The organism is Metasolibacillus fluoroglycofenilyticus, from assembly GCF_003049645.1.
Taxonomy (GTDB): domain Bacteria; phylum Bacillota; class Bacilli; order Bacillales_A; family Planococcaceae; genus Metasolibacillus; species Metasolibacillus fluoroglycofenilyticus.
The window spans coordinates 162,050-181,031 of record NZ_PYWK01000004.1; the positions used below are offsets into that span (position 1 = coordinate 162,050).

The 18,982-nt window shown below is 37.6% G+C and carries 22 protein-coding genes; 8 read left to right on the forward strand and 14 right to left on the reverse strand.

What is annotated here, in order from left to right; translation table 11 throughout:
• The first annotated feature begins 134 nt into the window (after nt 1-134).
• The 4 genes from phnC to C9J36_RS14495 are packed head-to-tail and all read left to right on the forward strand — an operon-like array spanning nt 135 to nt 4,527.
• Nucleotides 135-896 carry a phosphonate ABC transporter ATP-binding protein gene (gene phnC, locus C9J36_RS14480; protein ID WP_107943560.1) on the forward strand — a complete coding sequence of 254 codons (762 nt, stop codon included), beginning with the start codon at nt 135-137 and terminating at the stop codon, nt 894-896.
• Nucleotides 897-916: 20 nt separating this feature from the next.
• The gene (phnE, locus tag C9J36_RS14485) at nt 917-1,702 is read left to right on the forward strand and encodes a phosphonate ABC transporter, permease protein PhnE (protein WP_107943582.1); all 786 of its coding nucleotides are present in this window, start codon (nt 917-919) and stop codon (nt 1,700-1,702) included.
• 12 nt (nt 1,703-1,714) lie between these two features.
• A complete protein-coding gene (phnE, locus tag C9J36_RS14490) occupies nt 1,715-2,521 on the forward strand; it encodes a phosphonate ABC transporter, permease protein PhnE (RefSeq protein WP_107943561.1) in 807 nt (268 codons plus the stop codon).
• 59 nt (nt 2,522-2,580) lie between these two features.
• Complete coding sequence (locus C9J36_RS14495; RefSeq protein WP_201261959.1) at nt 2,581-4,527, forward strand: motility-associated ABC transporter substrate-binding family protein; 1,947 nt, start codon at nt 2,581-2,583, stop codon at nt 4,525-4,527.
• A 208-nt stretch (nt 4,528-4,735) separates the two neighbouring features.
• Here the strand turns inward: C9J36_RS14495 and rpsR are convergent, their stop codons facing one another.
• The 5 genes from rpsR to C9J36_RS17345 all read right to left on the reverse strand — a co-directional run bounded on the left by rpsR (nt 4,736) and on the right by C9J36_RS17345 (nt 7,614).
• A complete protein-coding gene (rpsR, locus tag C9J36_RS14500) occupies nt 4,736-4,975 on the reverse strand; it encodes a 30S ribosomal protein S18 (RefSeq protein WP_066168550.1) in 240 nt (79 codons plus the stop codon).
• Between the two features lie 45 nt (nt 4,976-5,020).
• Entirely contained in the window at nt 5,021-5,575 is a 555-nt protein-coding gene (ssb, locus tag C9J36_RS14505; protein WP_066168546.1) for a single-stranded DNA-binding protein, read from the reverse strand.
• 37 nt (nt 5,576-5,612) lie between these two features.
• Complete coding sequence (gene rpsF / locus C9J36_RS14510) at nt 5,613-5,903, reverse strand: 30S ribosomal protein S6 (RefSeq protein WP_066168544.1); 291 nt, start codon at nt 5,901-5,903, stop codon at nt 5,613-5,615.
• Nucleotides 5,904-6,810: 907 nt separating this feature from the next.
• Nucleotides 6,811-7,254 carry a hypothetical protein gene (locus tag C9J36_RS14520; protein WP_107943563.1) on the reverse strand — a complete coding sequence of 148 codons (444 nt, stop codon included), beginning with the start codon at nt 7,252-7,254 and terminating at the stop codon, nt 6,811-6,813.
• A 132-nt stretch (nt 7,255-7,386) separates the two neighbouring features.
• Nucleotides 7,387-7,614 carry a hypothetical protein gene (locus C9J36_RS17345; RefSeq protein WP_107943564.1) on the reverse strand — a complete coding sequence of 76 codons (228 nt, stop codon included), beginning with the start codon at nt 7,612-7,614 and terminating at the stop codon, nt 7,387-7,389.
• A 101-nt stretch (nt 7,615-7,715) separates the two neighbouring features.
• Here C9J36_RS17345 and C9J36_RS14530 point away from each other — a divergent pair, with 101 nt between their 5' ends.
• The 3 genes from C9J36_RS14530 to C9J36_RS14540 are packed head-to-tail and all read left to right on the forward strand — an operon-like array spanning nt 7,716 to nt 9,009.
• Entirely contained in the window at nt 7,716-8,198 is a 483-nt protein-coding gene (locus tag C9J36_RS14530) for a hypothetical protein (protein WP_066168541.1), read from the forward strand.
• Nucleotides 8,199-8,231: 33 nt separating this feature from the next.
• Entirely contained in the window at nt 8,232-8,771 is a 540-nt protein-coding gene (locus C9J36_RS14535; RefSeq protein ID WP_235616088.1) for a DUF3267 domain-containing protein, read from the forward strand.
• 13 nt (nt 8,772-8,784) lie between these two features.
• Nucleotides 8,785-9,009 carry a DUF6199 family natural product biosynthesis protein gene (locus C9J36_RS14540; protein WP_107943565.1) on the forward strand — a complete coding sequence of 75 codons (225 nt, stop codon included), beginning with the start codon at nt 8,785-8,787 and terminating at the stop codon, nt 9,007-9,009.
• A gap of 413 nt (nt 9,010-9,422) precedes the next feature.
• Here C9J36_RS14540 and ychF read toward each other — a convergent pair whose 3' ends face one another.
• From ychF to C9J36_RS14560, 3 genes are all read right to left on the reverse strand, one after another.
• Nucleotides 9,423-10,523, reverse strand: a complete 1,101-nt coding sequence (gene ychF / locus C9J36_RS14550) for a redox-regulated ATPase YchF (protein ID WP_107943566.1) — start codon at nt 10,521-10,523, stop codon at nt 9,423-9,425.
• Between the two features lie 91 nt (nt 10,524-10,614).
• Nucleotides 10,615-10,815, reverse strand: coding sequence for a DUF951 domain-containing protein (locus tag C9J36_RS14555; RefSeq protein ID WP_066168531.1), 201 nt, complete (start codon nt 10,813-10,815; stop codon nt 10,615-10,617).
• A gap of 2 nt (nt 10,816-10,817) precedes the next feature.
• Nucleotides 10,818-11,738, reverse strand: coding sequence for a mechanosensitive ion channel family protein (locus C9J36_RS14560; protein ID WP_107943567.1), 921 nt, complete (start codon nt 11,736-11,738; stop codon nt 10,818-10,820).
• Between the two features lie 90 nt (nt 11,739-11,828).
• Between C9J36_RS14560 and yyaC the strand changes: the two genes are divergently transcribed.
• A complete protein-coding gene (gene yyaC / locus C9J36_RS14565) occupies nt 11,829-12,440 on the forward strand; it encodes a spore protease YyaC (RefSeq protein WP_082799071.1) in 612 nt (203 codons plus the stop codon).
• On the opposite strand, the gene C9J36_RS14570 is transcribed toward yyaC, so the two are convergent.
• From C9J36_RS14570 to mnmG, 6 genes are all read right to left on the reverse strand, one after another.
• On the reverse strand, nt 12,357-13,061 hold the full coding sequence (locus tag C9J36_RS14570; protein ID WP_066168525.1) for a DUF554 domain-containing protein: 705 nt from the start codon (nt 13,059-13,061) through the stop codon (nt 12,357-12,359). The genes yyaC and C9J36_RS14570 overlap by 84 nt on opposite strands.
• Before the next feature lie 13 nt (nt 13,062-13,074).
• Nucleotides 13,075-13,923, reverse strand: a complete 849-nt coding sequence (locus tag C9J36_RS14575; RefSeq protein WP_066168522.1) for a ParB/RepB/Spo0J family partition protein — start codon at nt 13,921-13,923, stop codon at nt 13,075-13,077.
• On the reverse strand, nt 13,916-14,677 hold the full coding sequence (locus C9J36_RS14580; protein ID WP_066168520.1) for a ParA family protein: 762 nt from the start codon (nt 14,675-14,677) through the stop codon (nt 13,916-13,918). The genes C9J36_RS14575 and C9J36_RS14580 overlap by 8 nt, the downstream gene beginning before the upstream one ends.
• Nucleotides 14,678-15,044: 367 nt before the next feature.
• Nucleotides 15,045-15,926 (reverse strand): nucleoid occlusion protein, encoded by an 882-nt coding sequence (noc, locus tag C9J36_RS14585; protein WP_066168518.1) that lies wholly within the window; start codon nt 15,924-15,926, stop codon nt 15,045-15,047.
• A gap of 248 nt (nt 15,927-16,174) precedes the next feature.
• On the reverse strand, nt 16,175-16,891 hold the full coding sequence (rsmG, locus tag C9J36_RS14590) for a 16S rRNA (guanine(527)-N(7))-methyltransferase RsmG (protein WP_107943568.1): 717 nt from the start codon (nt 16,889-16,891) through the stop codon (nt 16,175-16,177).
• 177 nt (nt 16,892-17,068) lie between these two features.
• Nucleotides 17,069-18,964: a tRNA uridine-5-carboxymethylaminomethyl(34) synthesis enzyme MnmG gene (mnmG, locus tag C9J36_RS14595; protein ID WP_107943569.1), complete on the reverse strand. Its 1,896-nt coding sequence runs from the start codon at nt 18,962-18,964 to the stop codon at nt 17,069-17,071.
• Between the last annotated feature and the right edge of the window lie 18 nt (nt 18,965-18,982).

Sequence of the window (18,982 nt, forward strand, 5' to 3'; positions counted from 1 at the left end):
TTCATCCCATTTTTAAAAGAGGCGTTCTCTGTTTATATGAATATTTTGCGAAACATCATCGCTACTGTCCAAAATGCTGGCTATGCACGGCTTTTTGGACAGCCCCATTTTTATCTAAAGGTAGGTGTAACACAATGATTGAATTTCAATGTGTACATAAAAGTTATAATAACGGATTTGTCGCATTAAAAGATATTAATCTTAAAATTGAGCAAGGAGAATACGTAGCTGTCATTGGCTTATCTGGTGCTGGTAAATCGACACTGATTCGCTGCATTAATCGAATGCACGACATTACGGATGGTTCATTACAAGTCAATGGTGTAGAAGTATCCACATTGAAAGGACAAGAAATACGTACATTGCGCAGAGGCATCGGCATGATTTTTCAATCTTTTAATCTCGTATCGCGCATGTCGGCACTAAACAATGTCCTCGTATCATTTGTGCCCGACATGCCATTCTGGCGAAAAGCGCTTGGCATATTTACAAAGCAGCAAAAAATAGAAGCACTTGAAGCACTTGATCAAATGAAGATTTTAGATAAGTCATTTACGCGTGTTGATCAATTATCAGGTGGACAGCAGCAGCGTGTCGCCTTAGCACGTACGCTTGCACAGAAACCACAGATTATTTTGGCAGATGAACCTGTTGCCTCACTTGACCCAGTCACAGCGCAACAAGTGATGTCTGATTTTCAACGAATTAATGAAGAACTGAATATGACGATAATTATGAACATTCATCATGTAGAGTTAGCACTCGAATATGCAACAAGAGTTATTGGTATTCGCAATGGAGAAATTGTCTATGACGGCCCTGCAAGCGCTGTAACAGAAAACGTATTGAACCTCATTTATAACGGCAAATTGAAAGAGGAGCTGACGATGGTTTGAACATCATAAAGACAAAATCAATGACATTAGGCAATGGGAAAACAGTCACATTTAAACGCTCCAAAGCGCCATGGATTGTGCTTCTATTGCTTTTTTCCTTGTATTTTTCAATCCAAATTACAGGCTTTAGTATCATTGTTCTGATTGAACGTATCTATCAATTTTGGAAAATTGTTGGGGAGATGATACCACCGAACTGGTCTTATTTAGACCGATTATGGCAACCGTTATTTGACACCATTAAAATGTCCTTGCTTGGCTCACTTCTCGGAGCAGTCTGTGCATTACCAATCGCTTTTTTAGCCTCTTCCAATATGATAAAAAGCACATGGCTTGTCGTAGCCAGCAAGTTATTCTTAAGCCTATTACGTACCCTACCTACATTAGTAGCCGCTTTAATCGCCACATTCATTTTTGGTATTGGTACGATGGCAGGTACGGTCGCGATTTTTTTATTTACCGTCGCTTATGTTGGCAAACTTTTATATGAACAAATTGAAAATACAGATTTAAAGGCTTTTGAAGCAATGCATTCAATGGGGCACTCTACGTTTTCAGCATTCCGTTATGCAATATTACCTCAAATTTTGCCTAACTATATTTCAACTGCGCTGTTTTGCTTTGAAGGAAATGTACGCTACGCTGCCATTTTAGGTTATGTTGGGGCTGGTGGTATCGGCTTACTGCTAAATGAAAGCTTAGGCTGGCGCAACTATGCAAATGTCGGAATGATTTTGCTGCTGCTCGCAGTAACAGTCTTTTGTATTGAAACACTTAGTGAACATTTCAGAAAGAAATTAATGTAGGAGGTGATTGCTTTGCATGCAATTGAAAAACAGCTCATCAATGAACCAAAATATACAACGAAAAGCATCATCTCTATTATGATTTTAGCCGCGTTTCTACTATGGTCTTTATCCGCTATTAACCTTTCAAATATGACAGAAAACGGATTCTCGATTGCCAAAAATATTATGCTTGGGATTTTATCACCGAATACCGAGCTATTATTTACATGGAGCACAAACGGCATACCGTACTTGCTATTAGAAACAGTGGCGATTGCCTTTTTAGGAACAATTGTCGGTGCGATTTTAGCTATACCGCTTGCTTTTTTATCAGCATCCAACATCGTAGCAAAGCCAATTGCTTTTCTTGTTCGATTAATACTAATTGTTATCCGAACAGTCCCTGCAATTGTTTATGGTTTAATGTTTATTCGTGTAACAGGGCCTGGTCCTTTCGCAGGTGTGCTGACAATGGCTTTGGTATCAGTTGGTATGCTGTCTAAGTTATATGTCGATGTTATCGAGAATTTAGAAACTAGTATTTTAGAATCACTGGAATCAATGGGCTGCACTACTTATGAAAAAATTCGTTATGGTATTATTCCGCAGCTATCCGCTATGTTTATATCCATTGTCATTTATCGATTTGATATGAATTTACGAGATGCTGCCGTTTTAGGATTAGTTGGTGCTGGTGGCATTGGAGCGCCGCTTATTTTCGCTATGAATGGCTATAAATGGTCAGAAGTTGGTTCGATTTTAATTGGTTTGATGATACTCATCTTATTTATTGAGTTTTTATCAAATAAAATTCGCAACAAGCTTGTAAGGGGGTGATGCCGTACTTACTATAGCTTTTTCGCAGTATCCATCTATAGCTAACAAGGAGGAGAAAAATGAAAAATTTTGTAAAGTCTTTACTCATTTTTACTGGATTGATTGTCTTTCTTTACGCAGATTTGAGCTATGTAACAGCAGAGGGACCAAATGACCCCGCCCCCATTATTTACCCAGCAAATCCAAATGGCATGAAAGTGCTATTTGACAACAGTCACGGACAAACGGCTGGGCAATCGGATTGGGTAATTGATGGCGCTTTTTCAGATTTTGCGAATGCGCTAGCGAATGAAGGGTATGTTGTAAAAGAGCATAGAAGCACGTCGCCATTAACATTGGCTGATTTAGATGATTACGATGTCTTCGTTATACCAGAGGCACAAATTCCATTTAAAGCAGTAGAACAACAAGCGATTGTCGATTTTGTTGAAGCAGGTGGTGGCGTATTCTTTATCTCTGATCACTATAATGCTGACCGCAATTTAAATCGTTGGGATTCAAGTGAAATTATGAATGGTTGGCGCCGTGGTGCATATAATACCCCTACATTAAATATGTCTGCATCTGAGATTAGTGCAATGGCTGGTGTCACAAGTTCACAATGGCTAAGCAATGAGTTCGGTGTAGAGTTTCGCTATAACGCGTTAGACCATACAAAAGCTAATGTAGTTGTTCCGTCATATGAATCATTCGATATTACGACAGGTGTATCGGCCGTATCAATTCATGCTGGCTCCACATTAGCGATTACCAATCCATCGCTTGCCAAAGGTATCGTTTATTTACCTACTGGCTTAACACCAACAGCAAATAGATGGAATAACGCGATTGACCAAGGCGTTTATGCCAACGGAGGCATTGCAGAAGGACCATTTGTTGCCATCAGTAAAAAATTAAATGGTAAAGCTGCATTTATTGGTGATTCTTCACCTGTGGAAGATATTACACCTAAATATCGCAATGAAGAAACAGGCGCTCTGAAAAGAACATATGACGGTTTTATCGCAGACGATAATGCTACATTACTTGTTAATATTATTCATTGGCTTGCTACCCAAGAAAGCTATCACACATTAGCAAATACAACTGTTACGCTTGATGCTGTCACACCATTATTACCAATGGAATTGCCAGCAAATTCTAAAGAACCGGCTTTTGAGCCTTGGCGCTTACCAACATCGGGTTATCTATGGTACGACCAATCAACATTTGCTGCTGGTTCGTACGGCTCATCGATTAGTCCACCAGCAACTTTAACATATACTTTAGTTACACCTACTGTATTAGATACTACTGGCAATCCATTTGATGTAACGGTGGCTATCAGCGGCTTAGCACCTAATGAAACAGTAACAGGTTTAAGAATGCAAGTGTATCTAGCAGGCGGGACAGCTATTTCTCAAATTCAAAATCAAAACGGTTCTTGGCCTTCAGGCTACGGCTATCAGGAGATTGGAACGATTACGGCTAATCATAATGGCATCGCAACTACAACTGTCCATATGCGTCTCAATCCAAATGTTACAGAAACAAATGCAACTATTCGTTTACGAGCAACAGATGGAACGAATTTAATTACACAATCTGTATTACTTGGCACACCTGAAACACCTGTAGAACCTGAGCCATCAACTGGTGAAACACAAACACTGACAAATGGTAACTATAAATTCATTTTGCCAGCCATACTTCCGAAAAATGGTGAAGCATTTCCAGTACAAGTAGTGATACAGCAATTGGCAGCTAATACTACAATTACAAACGCACAAGTTCAATTTTATTTGAGCAATGGGACAGGCATTTCTCAAATTCAAAATGCCGATGGTTCTTGGCCATCTTCCTATGGCTACTTTAATGTAGCTAATTTAACGGCTGATAGCAGTGGGACAGCTACTAAAAAAATAATGATGCGGATTAATCCGACTGTCACAGCCTCAACAGCAAATATCAGATTACGTTTAGGTTCAGGCAATAATGTGTTAACAGCAACTATCCAGCTCCCTTAATCACTATCAGAAGCACAAGTTTTCTACATTGTTGAAAACACTTCTACCAATGAAATCCCTGTGAATTTCTGCAGGGGTTTTTTTGAATTATTCCAAAAGACCTTCTAGAATTATATATGAAATGAAGTTCAATCCACTTCTTACAACTTTGGAAGCATAAAAAAAGTACAACAAAGGCTTTGCAACCAATGCTGTACTTTTCATAATCTTATTTATCTTCTGCTACGAATGGAAGTAAAGCCATAATACGTGATACTTTGATAGCTGAAGTCAATTTACGTTGATACTTCGCGCTTGTACCAGTTACGCGACGTGGTAAAATTTTACCGCGCTCAGAGATGAATTTCTTTAAAAGATCAACATCTTTATAGTCGATGTGCGTAATATTATTAGCAGTGAAGTAACAAACTTTACGGCGTTTGCGGCCTCCGCGACGTTGTGCTGCCATTAGCGTTGTCCTCCTTTAGTTTATTTTTCTATTGGACGTGAAGCATTAGAACGGTAAATCGTCCTCTGAAACTTCGATTGGCCCTTTGCTATTTGCAAATGGGTCCTCATCCATACGTGTATAATTTTGCTGATTTTGTGGTGGCTGCTGCTGTTGATAAGAACCAAATGGATCTTGTGCAGGAGCACCGCCATATTGCTGGTTATTATAGTTTTGTTGCCCTCCACCATAATTGTTGCCGCCATATGGCTGATTTTGCATACCTTGTGATGCGCCACCGCTACGTGGTTCTAAGAACTGTACTGCATCTGCTACAACATCTGTTGTATAAACACGTTTTCCGTCTTGTCCTTCATAGCTACCTGTTTGAATGCGACCTTCAACGCCAATTAAGCTCCCTTTACGCATAAAGTTTGCTAAATTTTCGGCTTGTTTACGCCACGCAATACAGCCAATGAAGTCAGCTTCACGCTCACCTTGTTGGTTCGAAAATGTTCGGTTTACAGCGACTGTAAAGCGAGCCATAGGAACTCCACTTGGCGTATAACGAAGCTCTGGATCTTTTGTCAGTCTGCCTACTAGTACGACACGGTTAATCATCGGTACACAGCCTCCTTTTCAGCATTATGGTTAAAAATTATTTATCTTCTTCGCGAACAGCGATATGACGGATAATGTCTTCGCTAATGTTAGCTAAACGAGTGTACTCATCGATTGCTTGAGAACCAGCGTTTACTTTCACGATTTGGTAGAAACCTTCGCGGAAGTCGTTGATTTCGTAAGCAAGACGGCGTTTACCCCAGTCTTTTGCTTCGATGATTTCAGCACCGTTTGAAGTTAAGATTTCGTTGAAACGCTCTACTAAAGCTTTCTTCGCTTCTTCTTCAATGTTTGGGCGTACGATGTACATTAATTCATACTTTCTCATCTTTGTTTTGCACCTCCTTATGGACTTGGGCTCTCCTACTAAATAGGGAGCAAGGAGCAAGTAACTTGTATTACTCACATCTTTGAATTATAGCATGTTTTAAATTTATGTGCAATATATTTTCAAACAACGATTGAGTCAAGTATTAGATGAGCTACTAGAATATACAATAAACTGAGAGTAGCGTATAGCTGCTCTTTTATTTTCAAAAAAATAAAAGTAACTTATAATAAGAGGGGTGGAAATTGTTTGTACGATTTATGCAGAGTTTGATATGACAAGCGTGTCAGTGGCAACCGAGTATTACCGAAAGTCAGATTACTAGGTAAGACGCTGACTGAAGTTCGACTACAAACTATTTAAAGGGGTTTATGCTGATAATGATACCAGATTCAATACAGCCATCAATTTTTTATGTTACATTTGCTTATTTTATTTTTTTATGCCTATTTGTTTTCTTTAGAGTTGTCGTTTTTAATTTCGCTTTAAAAACGATTAAACGCCCTCTAAGTATTGTTTACGATATTTCTCTTTTCGTTATTACAACAATTTGGTTCTTTTATCTACATTCACAAGACTTTATTTATTACAGTTATGATTCGCCGATATTATTATTTGTTAGTTTTGCTTATTTCGTTTCAATATTCGATTTCATATATAATTATTTTTTGTATAAAAAGGCAAACTCCACGAGTTTATAAACTCGTGGAGTTTTATTTTTATTTAGCAAAATTCCAAGGTACATATGCAACATAAGAAAATTTTGTTAACATTCGTTCGGACTGGTAATTACCATTTTTATCAGTAAAACCAATTTCAGTATACGTAGTTTTGATGATTGCACCACCTGATGAATCAGCCGATACATTGACATCTATTTTATCTCCGATTTTTGGGAATGGGAATGTTACTGTACTCGTATCCCATACTTGTGAACCAAAGAAAACAGAAATAGTACTTCCAATAAATTTGAGACTTCCCGCAAGAACTGCAACAAGAAGAACGATTGCTTCTCCGTTTTTCGCTTTTTGTAGGGATGCCGCACATGAACAAATGTAGGGTTATTATGTGAACCATACATTTTCACAGTTGGGTAAATCACATGTGAACCAATAGCTGGTGATGCTAATGTTAAATCTACTTTAAATTTACCATACCATGGTACATCAATTGTAATATTATCACTTTTCACACTTCGATTATAACTCTTACTAAATACTCTTTGACCGTCACCACCACGAGTCACTGTTAATGTTGCCTCGTAAGGTAGAGTAGCTGACCACTGAATTTGTAATTTACGAGTCCCTGTTCCAAACCCTACTTGTATTGCTGTTAAACCGTAGTTTGCCATTTTATATTCCTCTTGTCTTTTTTATTTATTTTCAAAAGCAATTAAATTATTTAGGATGATTGCTTTCTATAATCTAAAGGGAGATAAATAATTGTTTTGACAACCTTAGTGAAAAATATTTTTATGTTTGATTTAAAGCTCGTTTTGAGCTAGTTTTTCAGTTTCTACTAATTCAAAGAACGAAGGTGCTTCTTTGAATCTTTTTGTTTGGATGGTTTGAATAATCATTAAGCAAATTTCTTGTTTGAGGTCATCACGTTCTTGTGGACGAGTATGACGTAAAACGGCATGAATTTTAGGTTGTAACATGTCTAAAATCTCTTGTTGGAATGATGTGTTATTAACTTTTGTATTGGGCAATTAGTTCCCTCCTTATAATCTGCTTCCCAGAATTACCTAAGTTATATGTATACCAAGCGCGGCTATATGTTAGAATTTGATAAAACGAAAGGGGGCGTAACATGAAAAAAATACTGATTACTTTTATTATATTATTTATTTTAGTAGGGTGTTCAAATAAAGAGAACACTAGTCAACAATCAAGCAGTGACAATGAGGATAAATTGAATGTATTAACTAAACAAAATGAAGAGCTAAAAAAGCAGCTTGAAGAAAGACCGAATCTTACTTCCGACCAATTAAGAGAAACGATGAATCTTTCTTTGAAAATCATTCGAGCGATGGTGAATTCAGATTATAGTTATCTTGAAACAATTATAGATTCTAATGTGACAATTGATTTTGAGAAAAAAATTTTTATATTCGAAAATGGGCATGAACAAAATTTTTTGCAGTCTATTGATTACAACATTTTAGAATACCGATTCCATCATTTAGAAAATAATATTATAACAGTCGGTTTTGGCCAAAATAATGCCGCCATTTATTTTGATTTTTCACAAAAAAATGGGGAGTATTTATTAAATTCATTTATCACCAATTAAATTCTAAATAATTATCAATATAGGAGTGGTCCTGTGACAGAGAAGCAACCTGTAATAATTGAATTAAATATGAAGAAAATTGCGAGGCTTAACTTTTGGCTAACGATTGGCTTTATCGTTTTCTTTACTATTATATATAAATTAATTTATGGACAAACGAATTTTTCACTTTTAGCAATGCTGGCAATGGCTGTTTTATATATTATTTTTATCGTTTTACACGAGGTATTTCATTTAGTAGGCTTTATGATTTTTGGCGGAGCAAAGTTTAAGGAACTTGATTACGGTATTAATTTAAAGCTCGGTATTGCCTATGCGACAACAATTAAGCCAATGACAAATAGTGCAATGAAAAAGGCTTTGCTTCTCCCTTTTTGGACAACGGGCATTTTGCCGACTGTTGCTGGTCTTTATATAGGAAGCTTCACACTCGTGATAACTGGTGCATTATTAATCGCGGGAGCTGTTGGCGATTTCGCCATGTACAAAGAGTTACGTCCATTTCCAAACGATGCACTTGTCAAGGATGACCCCGAGTTACCAAAGCTATATGTGTATGAAACGAGAGTATAATGGAGGGCTGTGAATGACTGCTGTTGTCTTTTGCTTTATATTATTTATTCCGATATATATTATTTTAATTTGGCAATATAAAAATCCGAAAGAAGCCATTTTATGGGGAAGAAGATGGATGTATAAAGAGCAAAATGAAGTCAGTGAGGCGGCTGTTAAATATTCAAGAATAGCTGCATTAATTGGCATCATATTTATTACCTTTCTGTTCTTTTTCCTTTTTCTCAATCAAATTTAACTATCATTTGGATTGCTTTTTATAAAAATAACAGCCCCACCATATTAAAATATACAGATACCCTAAAATAACATATACAGTCCAAATATCACCTTGTTGTAGTCTACTAATAAAATAATGAAGTTCATCTTCACCTAATTTACGTTCGATACTATGAATAAAAGATATTATTGGAACAGTTATCGCAAAAAATATTGTTAAGACAGATAAAACTATAAGTTTTCTTTGTTTAATACATAGTCGAGCAGTTATTATTGTTATAAATAAGAATAGGTAATAAATTATCCAAAACCAATTAGGAAGTGTTCCATACTGCATTTTTTTCAATCTCCCTTCTAATTTTATTCATTATCAAAGTCAAAAAAGCGTTTAAAAAGCCGGTAGCTGCACGGCCTTTTGAACGCTTCTCTCAATTAAACATTAAAACGGAACAACATAATATCGCCATCTTGTACGATATATTCCTTACCTTCTAAACGTACTTTGCCTGCTTCTTTTGCTGCTGTCATTGAGCCTAGCTCAACTAAGTCGTCGTAGGCAACCGTCTCGGCACGGATGAAGCCGCGCTCGAAGTCGGTGTGAATCACACCCGCACATTGCGGTGCTTTCATGCCTTTGCGGAACGTCCACGCACGTACTTCTTGTACGCCAGCCGTAAAGTATGTAGCAAGTCCTAATAAGTCATATGAAGCACGGATTAATTGGTCTAAGCCCGACTCTTTAATGCCTAGTTCTTCTAAAAACATTGCTTTTTCCTCGTCGTCAAAGCCCGAAATTTCTTCTTCAATTTTCGCACAAATTGTAATGACCTGAGCACCTTCTGCTGCGGCGAATTCGCGTACCATCTGCACATATTTGTTGCTATCTGCATCTGCTACTTCGTCCTCAGATACGTTAGCAACATAAAGCATCGGCTTGATTGTTAATAAGTGAAGCCCTTTAATAACCTTTAGCTCATCGTCTGAAAGCTCTGCTGCACGTGCGGGCTTTTCAGCTTCTAGCGCCTCTTTTATCTTCACTAAGATTGGCTCTTCAATAAGTGCTTCTTTATCTTTTTGCTTCGCCATTTTTGCAACGCGCTGCAAGCGTTTTTCAACAGATTCCATATCAGCTAAAATAAGCTCTAAATTGATAACTTCGATATCATCGATTGGATTAACTGTACCTGCTACGTGCGTAATGTTTTCGTCCTCAAAGCAGCGTACCACTTGGCAAATTGCATCTACTTCACGAATATGTGCTAAAAATTTGTTACCAAGCCCTTCACCTTTTGAAGCACCTTTTACGATCCCTGCAATGTCCGTAAATTCAAATGCTGTTGGTACAGTTTTTTTAGGCTCTACTAATTCTGTTAATTTATTTAAACGTGCGTCTGGTACTTCCACGATTCCTACGTTTGGGTCAATTGTTGCGAATGGGTAGTTAGCAGCAAGTGCGCCAGCCTTCGTAATCGCATTAAATAATGTTGATTTGCCGACGTTTGGTAAACCGACAATTCCAGCCGTTAATGCCATATAGGACACAACCTTTCTATGCTCAGTTCATTTTACTTATGTTAATAGCCTTTTCTATTATATTGATAATACGCCTAAAAGTCTAACCGCATTATTGTTCATCGACTTTTTTAATTACTTTTTTCATCTTCTTTTCAAATTCACGTCTAGGAATCATAACGCTATGCCCACAACCTTCACATTTAATGCGAATATCTGCACCTAAGCGAATAATTTTCCATGCATTTGTTCCACATGGATGCTGCTTTTTCATTTCTACAATATCATTTAATTCAAATGCCTTACCTTCCAATTTTATTCTCTCCCTTCAATTTCTCGTCCCATTACACGGTCATACAGCATCATTTTTGGGAATGGAGTGACTATACCATTTTGCTCTAGTAGCTCCTTCACGTCTTGACGAATTGTTCGAGCAATTGTCCATTGCTGTAATGGTAATGTTTCAGCTATAATGCGCACAGTTACTTCATTATCGGTCGCATTTTGAACGCCTAAAAAGGCAGGTATATTTGTTAATGCTGGATGCTGTTGTGGTAGCTTTTCTAAATAGGCAGTAATGAGTTTTTCTGCCTTTTCAATATCAGCATCTATATTTAACTCCATGTCAATCATAAACTTCGAGTGATTGATGGAATAGTTCGTTACATTCGTAATAGAACCGTTTGGAATAATAAATTGCTCACCTGTATTGCCCTTTACCTTCGTTGTACGTAAACCAATTTCCAGGACAGTTCCCTCTGCCCCGTTTATTTTTATATAATCGCCTACACCAAACTGATCCTCAAAAATAATAAAAAACCCTGTAATCACATCTTTTACTAAGCTTTGGGCACCAAAGCCAATTGCTAAGCCTGCAATACCAGCCCCCGCAAGTAGCCCTGCAATTTGAATATCAAGGGCAGATAAAACGCCCATAATGGCAGAAAAGTACACTAAATAAGATAAAACACTTTGCAATAATTTTAATATTGTTTTTTGACGACGTTCGGAGTGATTTAATGGAGAACGCATGCGTACAACAAAAATTTTCTCAATAATCTTCCTTCCAACACGAACAGCAATATAGGAAGCAGCCAAAATTGCAATCACTTTTATAGAGGCTATTAAAATAAAATCCCATAACGCTTCACTCGTAAGATAATCCCAAGTTTTTTGACTAATTCGTGTGAGCCCCCTTAGATTGACTGTTGCTGCTGCCGAATAATATAATTCCATTTTTTCACTCCCTGTATAAGAAATTAACAAATTGAGTATACTGCACAAATATAACGTACTTTTACTATTTTTAGAAAGTGAGTGAAACAAATGAATAATCATTCTATTCATTATGAAGCATCAAGTGCAGTATGGAAACTAAGCGATATTTTTTTACAAATGATTCCCTTTGAGCATAGCCAGCTAGTCTTTTGTTGTATTGGTACAGACCGCTCAACAGGCGATGCACTCGGTCCATTAATCGGTAGCCAGCTATTGAAAAGCTATGCATTTCCCTTTGATGTTATCGGGACGTTAGAGGAGCCGTTACATGCATTAAATTTACTAGAAACATTTAATAATTTACAAGCACAAGCCGAGCCACCATTTATTGTTGCAATCGATGCCTGCTTGAGTGAGAAAAACCGCATAGGAAACATTATAGTAGAGAATGGTCCACTGTTCCCTGGCAAGGCTGTAAAAAAACAACTACCCCCAATTGGTGACATTTCCATTAAAGGAATCGTCAATATTGGAGGTTTTATGGAAGCACAAGTATTGCAAAACACTCGTCTTCATTTGACATATAATATGAGTGAAAAAATTGCTCGTTCCTTACAGCTAGCTTGGCAACGCCATCTATTGAACAATAAACATAATAGCTACAATAATCGCCACACACAAAATACTTGGCAGCAAATTGGCTACTCGAATTTTCGTTAAACCGGTAATATTCAAACCAATTGCTAATATCATAATACCACCTGTAGCTGTCATTTCTTGAATAAATAAATCGAGCGCTTCCTGCGGAATATATTTGCTAATTGCCCCTGAACAAATGGCGATAAGTCCCTGATAGATAAAAACGGGTATAGCCGATAATAAAACTCCAATACCTAAAGTAGATGCTAAAATAATGGACGTAAAGCCATCAATAATACCTTTTGTAATTAAAATATTATGATCATTACGCAGACCACTATCAAGTGCACCAAGTATCGCCATAGAGCCAATAACAAATATCAGCGTTGCCGTCACAAAGCCTTCAGCAATCGAGCCACTACTATTTTTACCGAATAATGATTCTACCCATTTTCCCAAGCGGTTAAACCATTTGTCTAAATCGAGCCATTCACCAATCATCGTACCAACAACGAGGCTAACTATGACGATAATGAAATTACCACTCTCAAAGCCCATCGAAATTCCTAGGACAGCCACGGCTAACCCGATAATAGACATAACTGTTTCTTTCATTTTTTCTGGAATATTACGAAACAGTCTACCAATAAACGCACCAGCTATTATTAGCGCGGCATTTATTAATGAACCTAATAAAATCATATTTACCTTCTCTCTATTCAGTGCGCTCTAATTGTAAAATTTCTAAAATACGCTCTAAATCCTCATCTGAGTAAAATTCGATTTCTATTTTCCCTTTATCTTTCTGTTTTTTAATTTGTACGCTCGTTCCAAAATAATCTCGGAGCTGCGCCTCTGTAGCCTGTACAAAAATATCACGTGCGGGTGTTTTTGTTTCACGTGAAACATTTTCATTTAATGATTGAACGAGCGCTTCTAATTGACGTACATTCAATTGCTGTGCAATTACCTTTTTTGCTACTTCTGCAATTTGTCTTTTATTTTTCAAACCGAGTAATGTACGACCATGTCCCATTGTTAATGAGCCGTCGTTTACTAATGCACGCACTTCCTCGGGTAGCTGTAGTAGGCGAATATGGTTGGCGATATGTGGTCTACTTTTTCCAAGACGATTTGCTAAGTCTTCCTGTGTGAAATTCAATTGTTCAATTAAACTACTATATGCCTCTGCTTCTTCAATTGGTGTTAAATCCTCGCGCTGTAGGTTTTCCAAAATAGCTACTTCCATCATTTGCTGCTCTGTCATTTCTTTGACAAGCACAGGTATTTCATCTAAACCAGCTAATTTTGCAGCACGCCAGCGACGTTCTCCAGCGATAATTTCAAACTTACGTCCCTTTTTACGTGCAAGTATAGGCTGAATAATGCCATGCTCTTTAATCGATTGTGCAAGCTCATCTAACGCTTCATCTTGAAAAAGCTTGCGTGGCTGAAATGGGTTTGCTACAAATTTGTCAATTGCCACCTGCTGCACATTGCCCTCCTGCTGTACTGCCTCCTCTGGAAATAGTGCGCCAATACCTTTTCCCAAACCTTTAACCATTTTTAATCACTTCCCTTGCTAGCTCTACATACATTTCTGCACCTCTTGATTTTGCATCATATAAAATAATTGGCTTACCATGGCTCGGTGCTTCTCCTAGGCGAATATTGCGAGGAATAATCGTTTTATATACTTTATCCTGAAAATACTTTTTTACTTCCTCTATTACTTGTAAACCTAAATTTGTCCGCGCATCAAGCATTGTTAAAAGAACACCTTCTATCATTAGCTGTGGGTTTAAATGCTTTTGCACAAGTCGAACTGTCGATAGTAACTGACTTAAGCCCTCTAATGCGTAATATTCGCATTGTACAGGAATAATAATTGAATCTGCCGCCGTTAATGCATTAATTGTTAATAAACCGAGTGATGGTGGACAATCAATAATTATGTAATCATAATCTTGTCTTATTGGTTGTAGTGCATTTTTTAATTTTCCTTCACGTGAAATAGCTGACACGAGCTCTATTTCTGCACCAGCTAACGAAATTGTTGCAGGCACAACAAATAAATTTTCTATTTTTGCTGGTAAAATTGTTGTTGTAATATCCTCGTCGTCAATAATGACATCATAAATACAGCCATGTACATCTGCTTTATTTATCCCAGTACCACTTGTTGCATTGCCTTGTGGATCAATATCAATTAACAGTACCTTTTTCCCTAAATAAGCTAAACAGGCGCTTAAATTTACAGAGGTTGTCGTTTTACCGACTCCCCCCTTTTGATTAGCAATTGCGATAACTTTCCCCATAATCCCACCTACTTCCTACAATTCATTATCTTATATCGTAAATACGCTTTAAAGGTATTCTATCAAAATTTACGCGTAGTTCCTAAAGTTATCCTACTATTCTAATAAAAAAAGCTGTCTAAAAAGTTGGTTATCGTACCACTTTCCAGACAGCATTGTTATTTTTTTGAAGTATTGACCATAAAAAATGAAAGCTTTCTTTGAAAAGGGCGTGTCTGGAGGGCTTTTTTAGATATGACCTTTACGACAAGAATAGTTAACACTTTATTATAACTACCTTTCCTATACCTAAAGCGAGGTGACAGCTCCTGTTCTTCAATATCAAGCTTTATATAAATTTTTTAAATAGCTCTATATATTAAATGGTTTACTTCTTCTTCGGTATTTTAACAGTGATTTGGTAATATTCCTCTGTATCCTCTTCCTCTGTTTTCAATTGAATACCGCTTTTCGTTACCATTGTTAACGAGTGCTTAATTGTATTTAGGGCGATGCGCACATCTTTGCTAATTGCTTTGCGCTTTGGTTTTTCTTTCTTTACAGGCTCTTCCTCGGTAGATGGTGATAGCAACTGTTGAATTTGCTCTTCAAGCTGACGTACGTTCCAGTCGTATTCTTTAGCTGCTGTAATTAGCTGTAATTGTAATTGCTCATCTTTCACAGCGATCAGCGCACGTGCATGTCGCTCAGTAATTTCGCGCTTTAAAATGGCCTCTTGTATAAATTGAGGCAATTTCAATAAACGTAGCTTATTTGCTACAGTTGATTGGCTTTTTCCAAGACGCTGTGCAAGCGCCTCTTGCGTTAATGAATGTAATTCAAGTAATTGCTGATAGGCAAGTGCTTCTTCAATTGCCGTCAATTCTTCACGTTGTAGGTTTTCAATTAATGCAATTGATGCTGTTTCTTTATCACTTAGCTGTCGTACAATCGCCGGCACTTCCGCCCATTGTAGCTTTTTCATCGCACGATAGCGTCGCTCACCTGCAATGATTTCATAGCCATCATCGCTGCTACTCCTACGCACGACGATTGGCTGAATGACACCATGTATATGAATCGTTCTAGATAATTCTTCAATTTTTTCATCGTCAAATATAGTACGCGGTTGAAAACGATTCGGTATGATTTTTTCAATAGGAATTTTCACTACTTCTTCTGTAGCCTTTTTTTCTTCTATAGCTGCTACTTCACTTTTTACTTCAGACTCTTTTCCGCCTCCGAAAAAACGTGAAAAAGGACTTTTCATCCGAGTGGCACCACCTTTAAGAAACTTCTTACTCACTATAAATATTATTGATTATTCAAGCAGAAATGTACATAGTTTGGAATCAATCAATTATGAAACTTAGCATCTACGTATTCTATCATTAATTAATGCCTACTATCATTATGTATGCTTGAAAACGATAAAATATCTATCAAACATACAAATTACTTGTGAGATTTCAGTAGAACATACCAACCAATTATTACTAACTAGCTCTTGACCTGCTTTTATTGAATAGGTGTTTTGTTTGGAACACCAGGTTTACGTGGGTATTTCTTAGGTGTTGGCTTTACTTTATTAAATATATATAAAGTACGCTCACTTTCCTCTACTGGCAATTCAAATAAAAATTCCTCTTTCAGTGTTATACCAAGTGTTGTAATTGCTTTTTTCGCATCTGCTAATTCCTGCTTTCCAGCCGCTGCTTTTAATGCCACAAACTGACCACCTTCTTTGACAAGTGGCACACATAGCTCTGATAGAACAGAGAGTCTAGCTACTGCTCGAGCTGTTACAACATCGAATTTCTCACGATATTTAGCATTTTGACCAAATTCCTCTGCTCTTGCATGAACAAATTCTACATTTTCTAAATGTAGCTCCTCGCTTAAATGATTTAAAAATGTAATTCGCTTATTTAATGAGTCGACAATCGTTATTTTTAAATGAGGGAAGCAGATTTTAATTGGTAAACTTGGGAAGCCTGCTCCTGCGCCAACATCACAAACAGATGTTATCTTTGTAAAATCGAAATAAAAGCTAGCGCTAATGGAATCATAAAAATGCTTTAAATAAACACCTTCTAGGTCAGTAATAGCCGTTAAATTCATTTTTTCATTCCACTCTACAAGTAGCTCAAAATATTTTTTAAATTGGGCAATTTGGGCAGCTGTCAGCTCAATGCCCTTTGCCTTTAATGCTTCAATAAATTGTTGCTCGTTCACTACAATCCTCCTTTAATTAAGGGGCTGTCCGAAAAGGATATATTTTCCGGACAGCCTCAGCTCTTTATCTACTTATTCATTTGATAAAACATCACCGAAAGTGTCTAAAAGCAGACAATGCACTACGCTCCCTTTTCAGACGGCTCTTATAATCTCGATGCGTCGATATGCTATTAATTAATCATTGGCTACACGGGCAATTTTCCCCTGCTCAATATAAACGAGTAAAATTGAAATATCTGCTGGATTTACCCCAGAAATACGAGAGGCTTGTGCAATTGATAACGGGCAAACAGATTTTAATTTTTGACGTGCCTCTGTCGCTAAGCCCGAAATGGCATCATAATCGATGTTATCTGGAATTTTTTTATCTTCCATTTTGCGTAAACGCTCAACCTGCTGTAACGCCTTTTGAATATAGCCCTCATATTTTAATTGGATTTCAATTTGCTCTTTTACTTCCTCTGAAAATTCCTTTTCGGGAGGTGTTAAAGTTGCAACTAAGTCATAATGCATTTCAGGACGCTTTAATAAATCTGCTCCCCGAATACCGTCTTTTAATTCAGTTCCACCTACAGAGCGAATAGCCGCCTGTGTCTCTGCATTGGGCTTAACAATCACTTCGCGTAAACGCGCAATTTCTTGTTCAATTTGCTCACGCTTCGCTGTGAATTTAGCATAACGTTCCTCAGAAACCATTCCCACTTTATAACCGACATCAATTAAGCGCATATCTGCATTATCGTGACGCAATAATAAACGATATTCAGCGCGTGACGTTAATAAACGATATGGCTCGCTTGTGCCCTTCGTTACTAAATCGTCGATTAGTACACCAATATACGCTTCTGAACGGCTTAAAATCGTTTCTTCTTTACCGAAAATTCTAGAGGCAGCATTAATACCTGCCATTAATCCCTGTGCCGCTGCTTCCTCATAACCTGATGTACCGTTAATTTGACCTGCTGTATATAGATTTTTAATACGCTTCGTTTCTAGCGTTGGCCATAATTGCGTTGGAATAACCGCATCATATTCAATCGCATAGCCAGCACGCATCATTTCTGCATTTTCCAATCCCGGCACAGATGCGATTAATCTTTTTTGCACATGCTCAGGTAGGCTTGTTGATAAGCCTTGAACATAAACCTCACGCGTATTACGTCCTTCTGGCTCTAAGAAGATTTGATGGCGTGGCTTATCGTTAAAGCGCACTACCTTGTCCTCAATCGATGGACAATAACGCGGACCTGTTCCTTTAATCATACCAGAGTACATCGGAGATAAATGCAAATTTTCTTCGATGATTTGGTGTGTCAACGGGCTTGTATATGTTAGCCAGCATGGTAGCTGATCCAAAATAAACTCTGTCGTTTCAAAGCTAAATGCACGTGGCACATCATCCCCCGGCTGAATTTCCGTTTTTGAATAATCGATTGTACGATTATTTACTCGAGGTGGTGTCCCCGTTTTAAAGCGAATAATATCAAAGCCAAGCTCCTTCAAATTGTCAGCTAGCTTAATAGACGGCTGCTGATTGTTTGGGCCACTTGAATATTTTAAATCGCCAAGAATAATTTCACCGCGCAGGAATGTCCCTGTCGTAATAATGACTGTTTTCGCACGATAAATCCCGCCGATTTGTGTGATGACACCCTTCACTTCATCATCTTCTACGATTAATTCTTCCACCATCGCTTGGTGAATTTGGAGATTTTCTTGTTCCTCTAATAAGCGTTTCATTTCTTGCTGGTAAAGCACTTTGTCTGCCTGTGCACGCAATGCACGAACAGCCGGTCCTTTACCTGTATTTAACATACGCATTTGAATATGCGTTTTATCGATTACTTTTCCCATTAATCCGCCTAATGCATCAATTTCACGTACAACAATTCCCTTTGCTGGTCCACCAATTGATGGGTTGCATGGCATAAAGGCAATCATATCAAGATTAATTGTCAGCATTAGCGTTTTAGCGCCTAATTTTGCGGCAGCATAAGCTGCTTCAGCTCCTGCGTGTCCAGCACCGATAACAATGACGTCAAATGTACCTGCTTCATATTGTGTAGGCATGCTGTAACTTCCTTTCGT

Excerpts from the sequence above, each read along its gene's own strand:
- C9J36_RS14540 (WP_107943565.1), top strand. The coding sequence starts at position 8,785 with ATGACTGCTGTTGTCTTTTGCTTTATATTATTTATTCCGATATATATT.
- C9J36_RS14570 (WP_066168525.1), bottom strand. The coding sequence starts at position 13,061 with ATGATTTTATTAGGTTCATTAATAAATGCCGCGCTAATAATAGCTGGT.
- phnC (WP_107943560.1), top strand. The coding sequence starts at position 135 with ATGATTGAATTTCAATGTGTACATAAAAGTTATAATAACGGATTTGTC.
- C9J36_RS14520 (WP_107943563.1), bottom strand. The coding sequence starts at position 7,254 with ATGGCAAACTACGGTTTAACAGCAATACAAGTAGGGTTTGGAACAGGG.
- noc (WP_066168518.1), bottom strand. The coding sequence starts at position 15,926 with ATGAAAAGTCCTTTTTCACGTTTTTTCGGAGGCGGAAAAGAGTCTGAA.
- ychF (WP_107943566.1), bottom strand. The coding sequence starts at position 10,523 with ATGGCATTAACGGCTGGAATTGTCGGTTTACCAAACGTCGGCAAATCA.
- rpsR (WP_066168550.1), bottom strand. The coding sequence starts at position 4,975 with ATGGCAGCACAACGTCGCGGAGGCCGCAAACGCCGTAAAGTTTGTTAC.
- yyaC (WP_082799071.1), top strand. The coding sequence starts at position 11,829 with ATGAATAATCATTCTATTCATTATGAAGCATCAAGTGCAGTATGGAAA.
- C9J36_RS14495 (WP_201261959.1), top strand. The coding sequence starts at position 2,581 with ATGAAAAATTTTGTAAAGTCTTTACTCATTTTTACTGGATTGATTGTC.
- rpsF (WP_066168544.1), bottom strand. The coding sequence starts at position 5,903 with ATGAGAAAGTATGAATTAATGTACATCGTACGCCCAAACATTGAAGAA.
- mnmG (WP_107943569.1), bottom strand. The coding sequence starts at position 18,964 with ATGCCTACACAATATGAAGCAGGTACATTTGACGTCATTGTTATCGGT.
- C9J36_RS14530 (WP_066168541.1), top strand. The coding sequence starts at position 7,716 with ATGAAAAAAATACTGATTACTTTTATTATATTATTTATTTTAGTAGGG.
- ssb (WP_066168546.1), bottom strand. The coding sequence starts at position 5,575 with ATGATTAACCGTGTCGTACTAGTAGGCAGACTGACAAAAGATCCAGAG.
- C9J36_RS14560 (WP_107943567.1), bottom strand. The coding sequence starts at position 11,738 with ATGGAATTATATTATTCGGCAGCAGCAACAGTCAATCTAAGGGGGCTC.
- C9J36_RS14575 (WP_066168522.1), bottom strand. The coding sequence starts at position 13,923 with ATGGTTAAAGGTTTGGGAAAAGGTATTGGCGCACTATTTCCAGAGGAG.
- phnE (WP_107943582.1), top strand. The coding sequence starts at position 917 with ATGACATTAGGCAATGGGAAAACAGTCACATTTAAACGCTCCAAAGCG.
- C9J36_RS14580 (WP_066168520.1), bottom strand. The coding sequence starts at position 14,677 with ATGGGGAAAGTTATCGCAATTGCTAATCAAAAGGGGGGAGTCGGTAAA.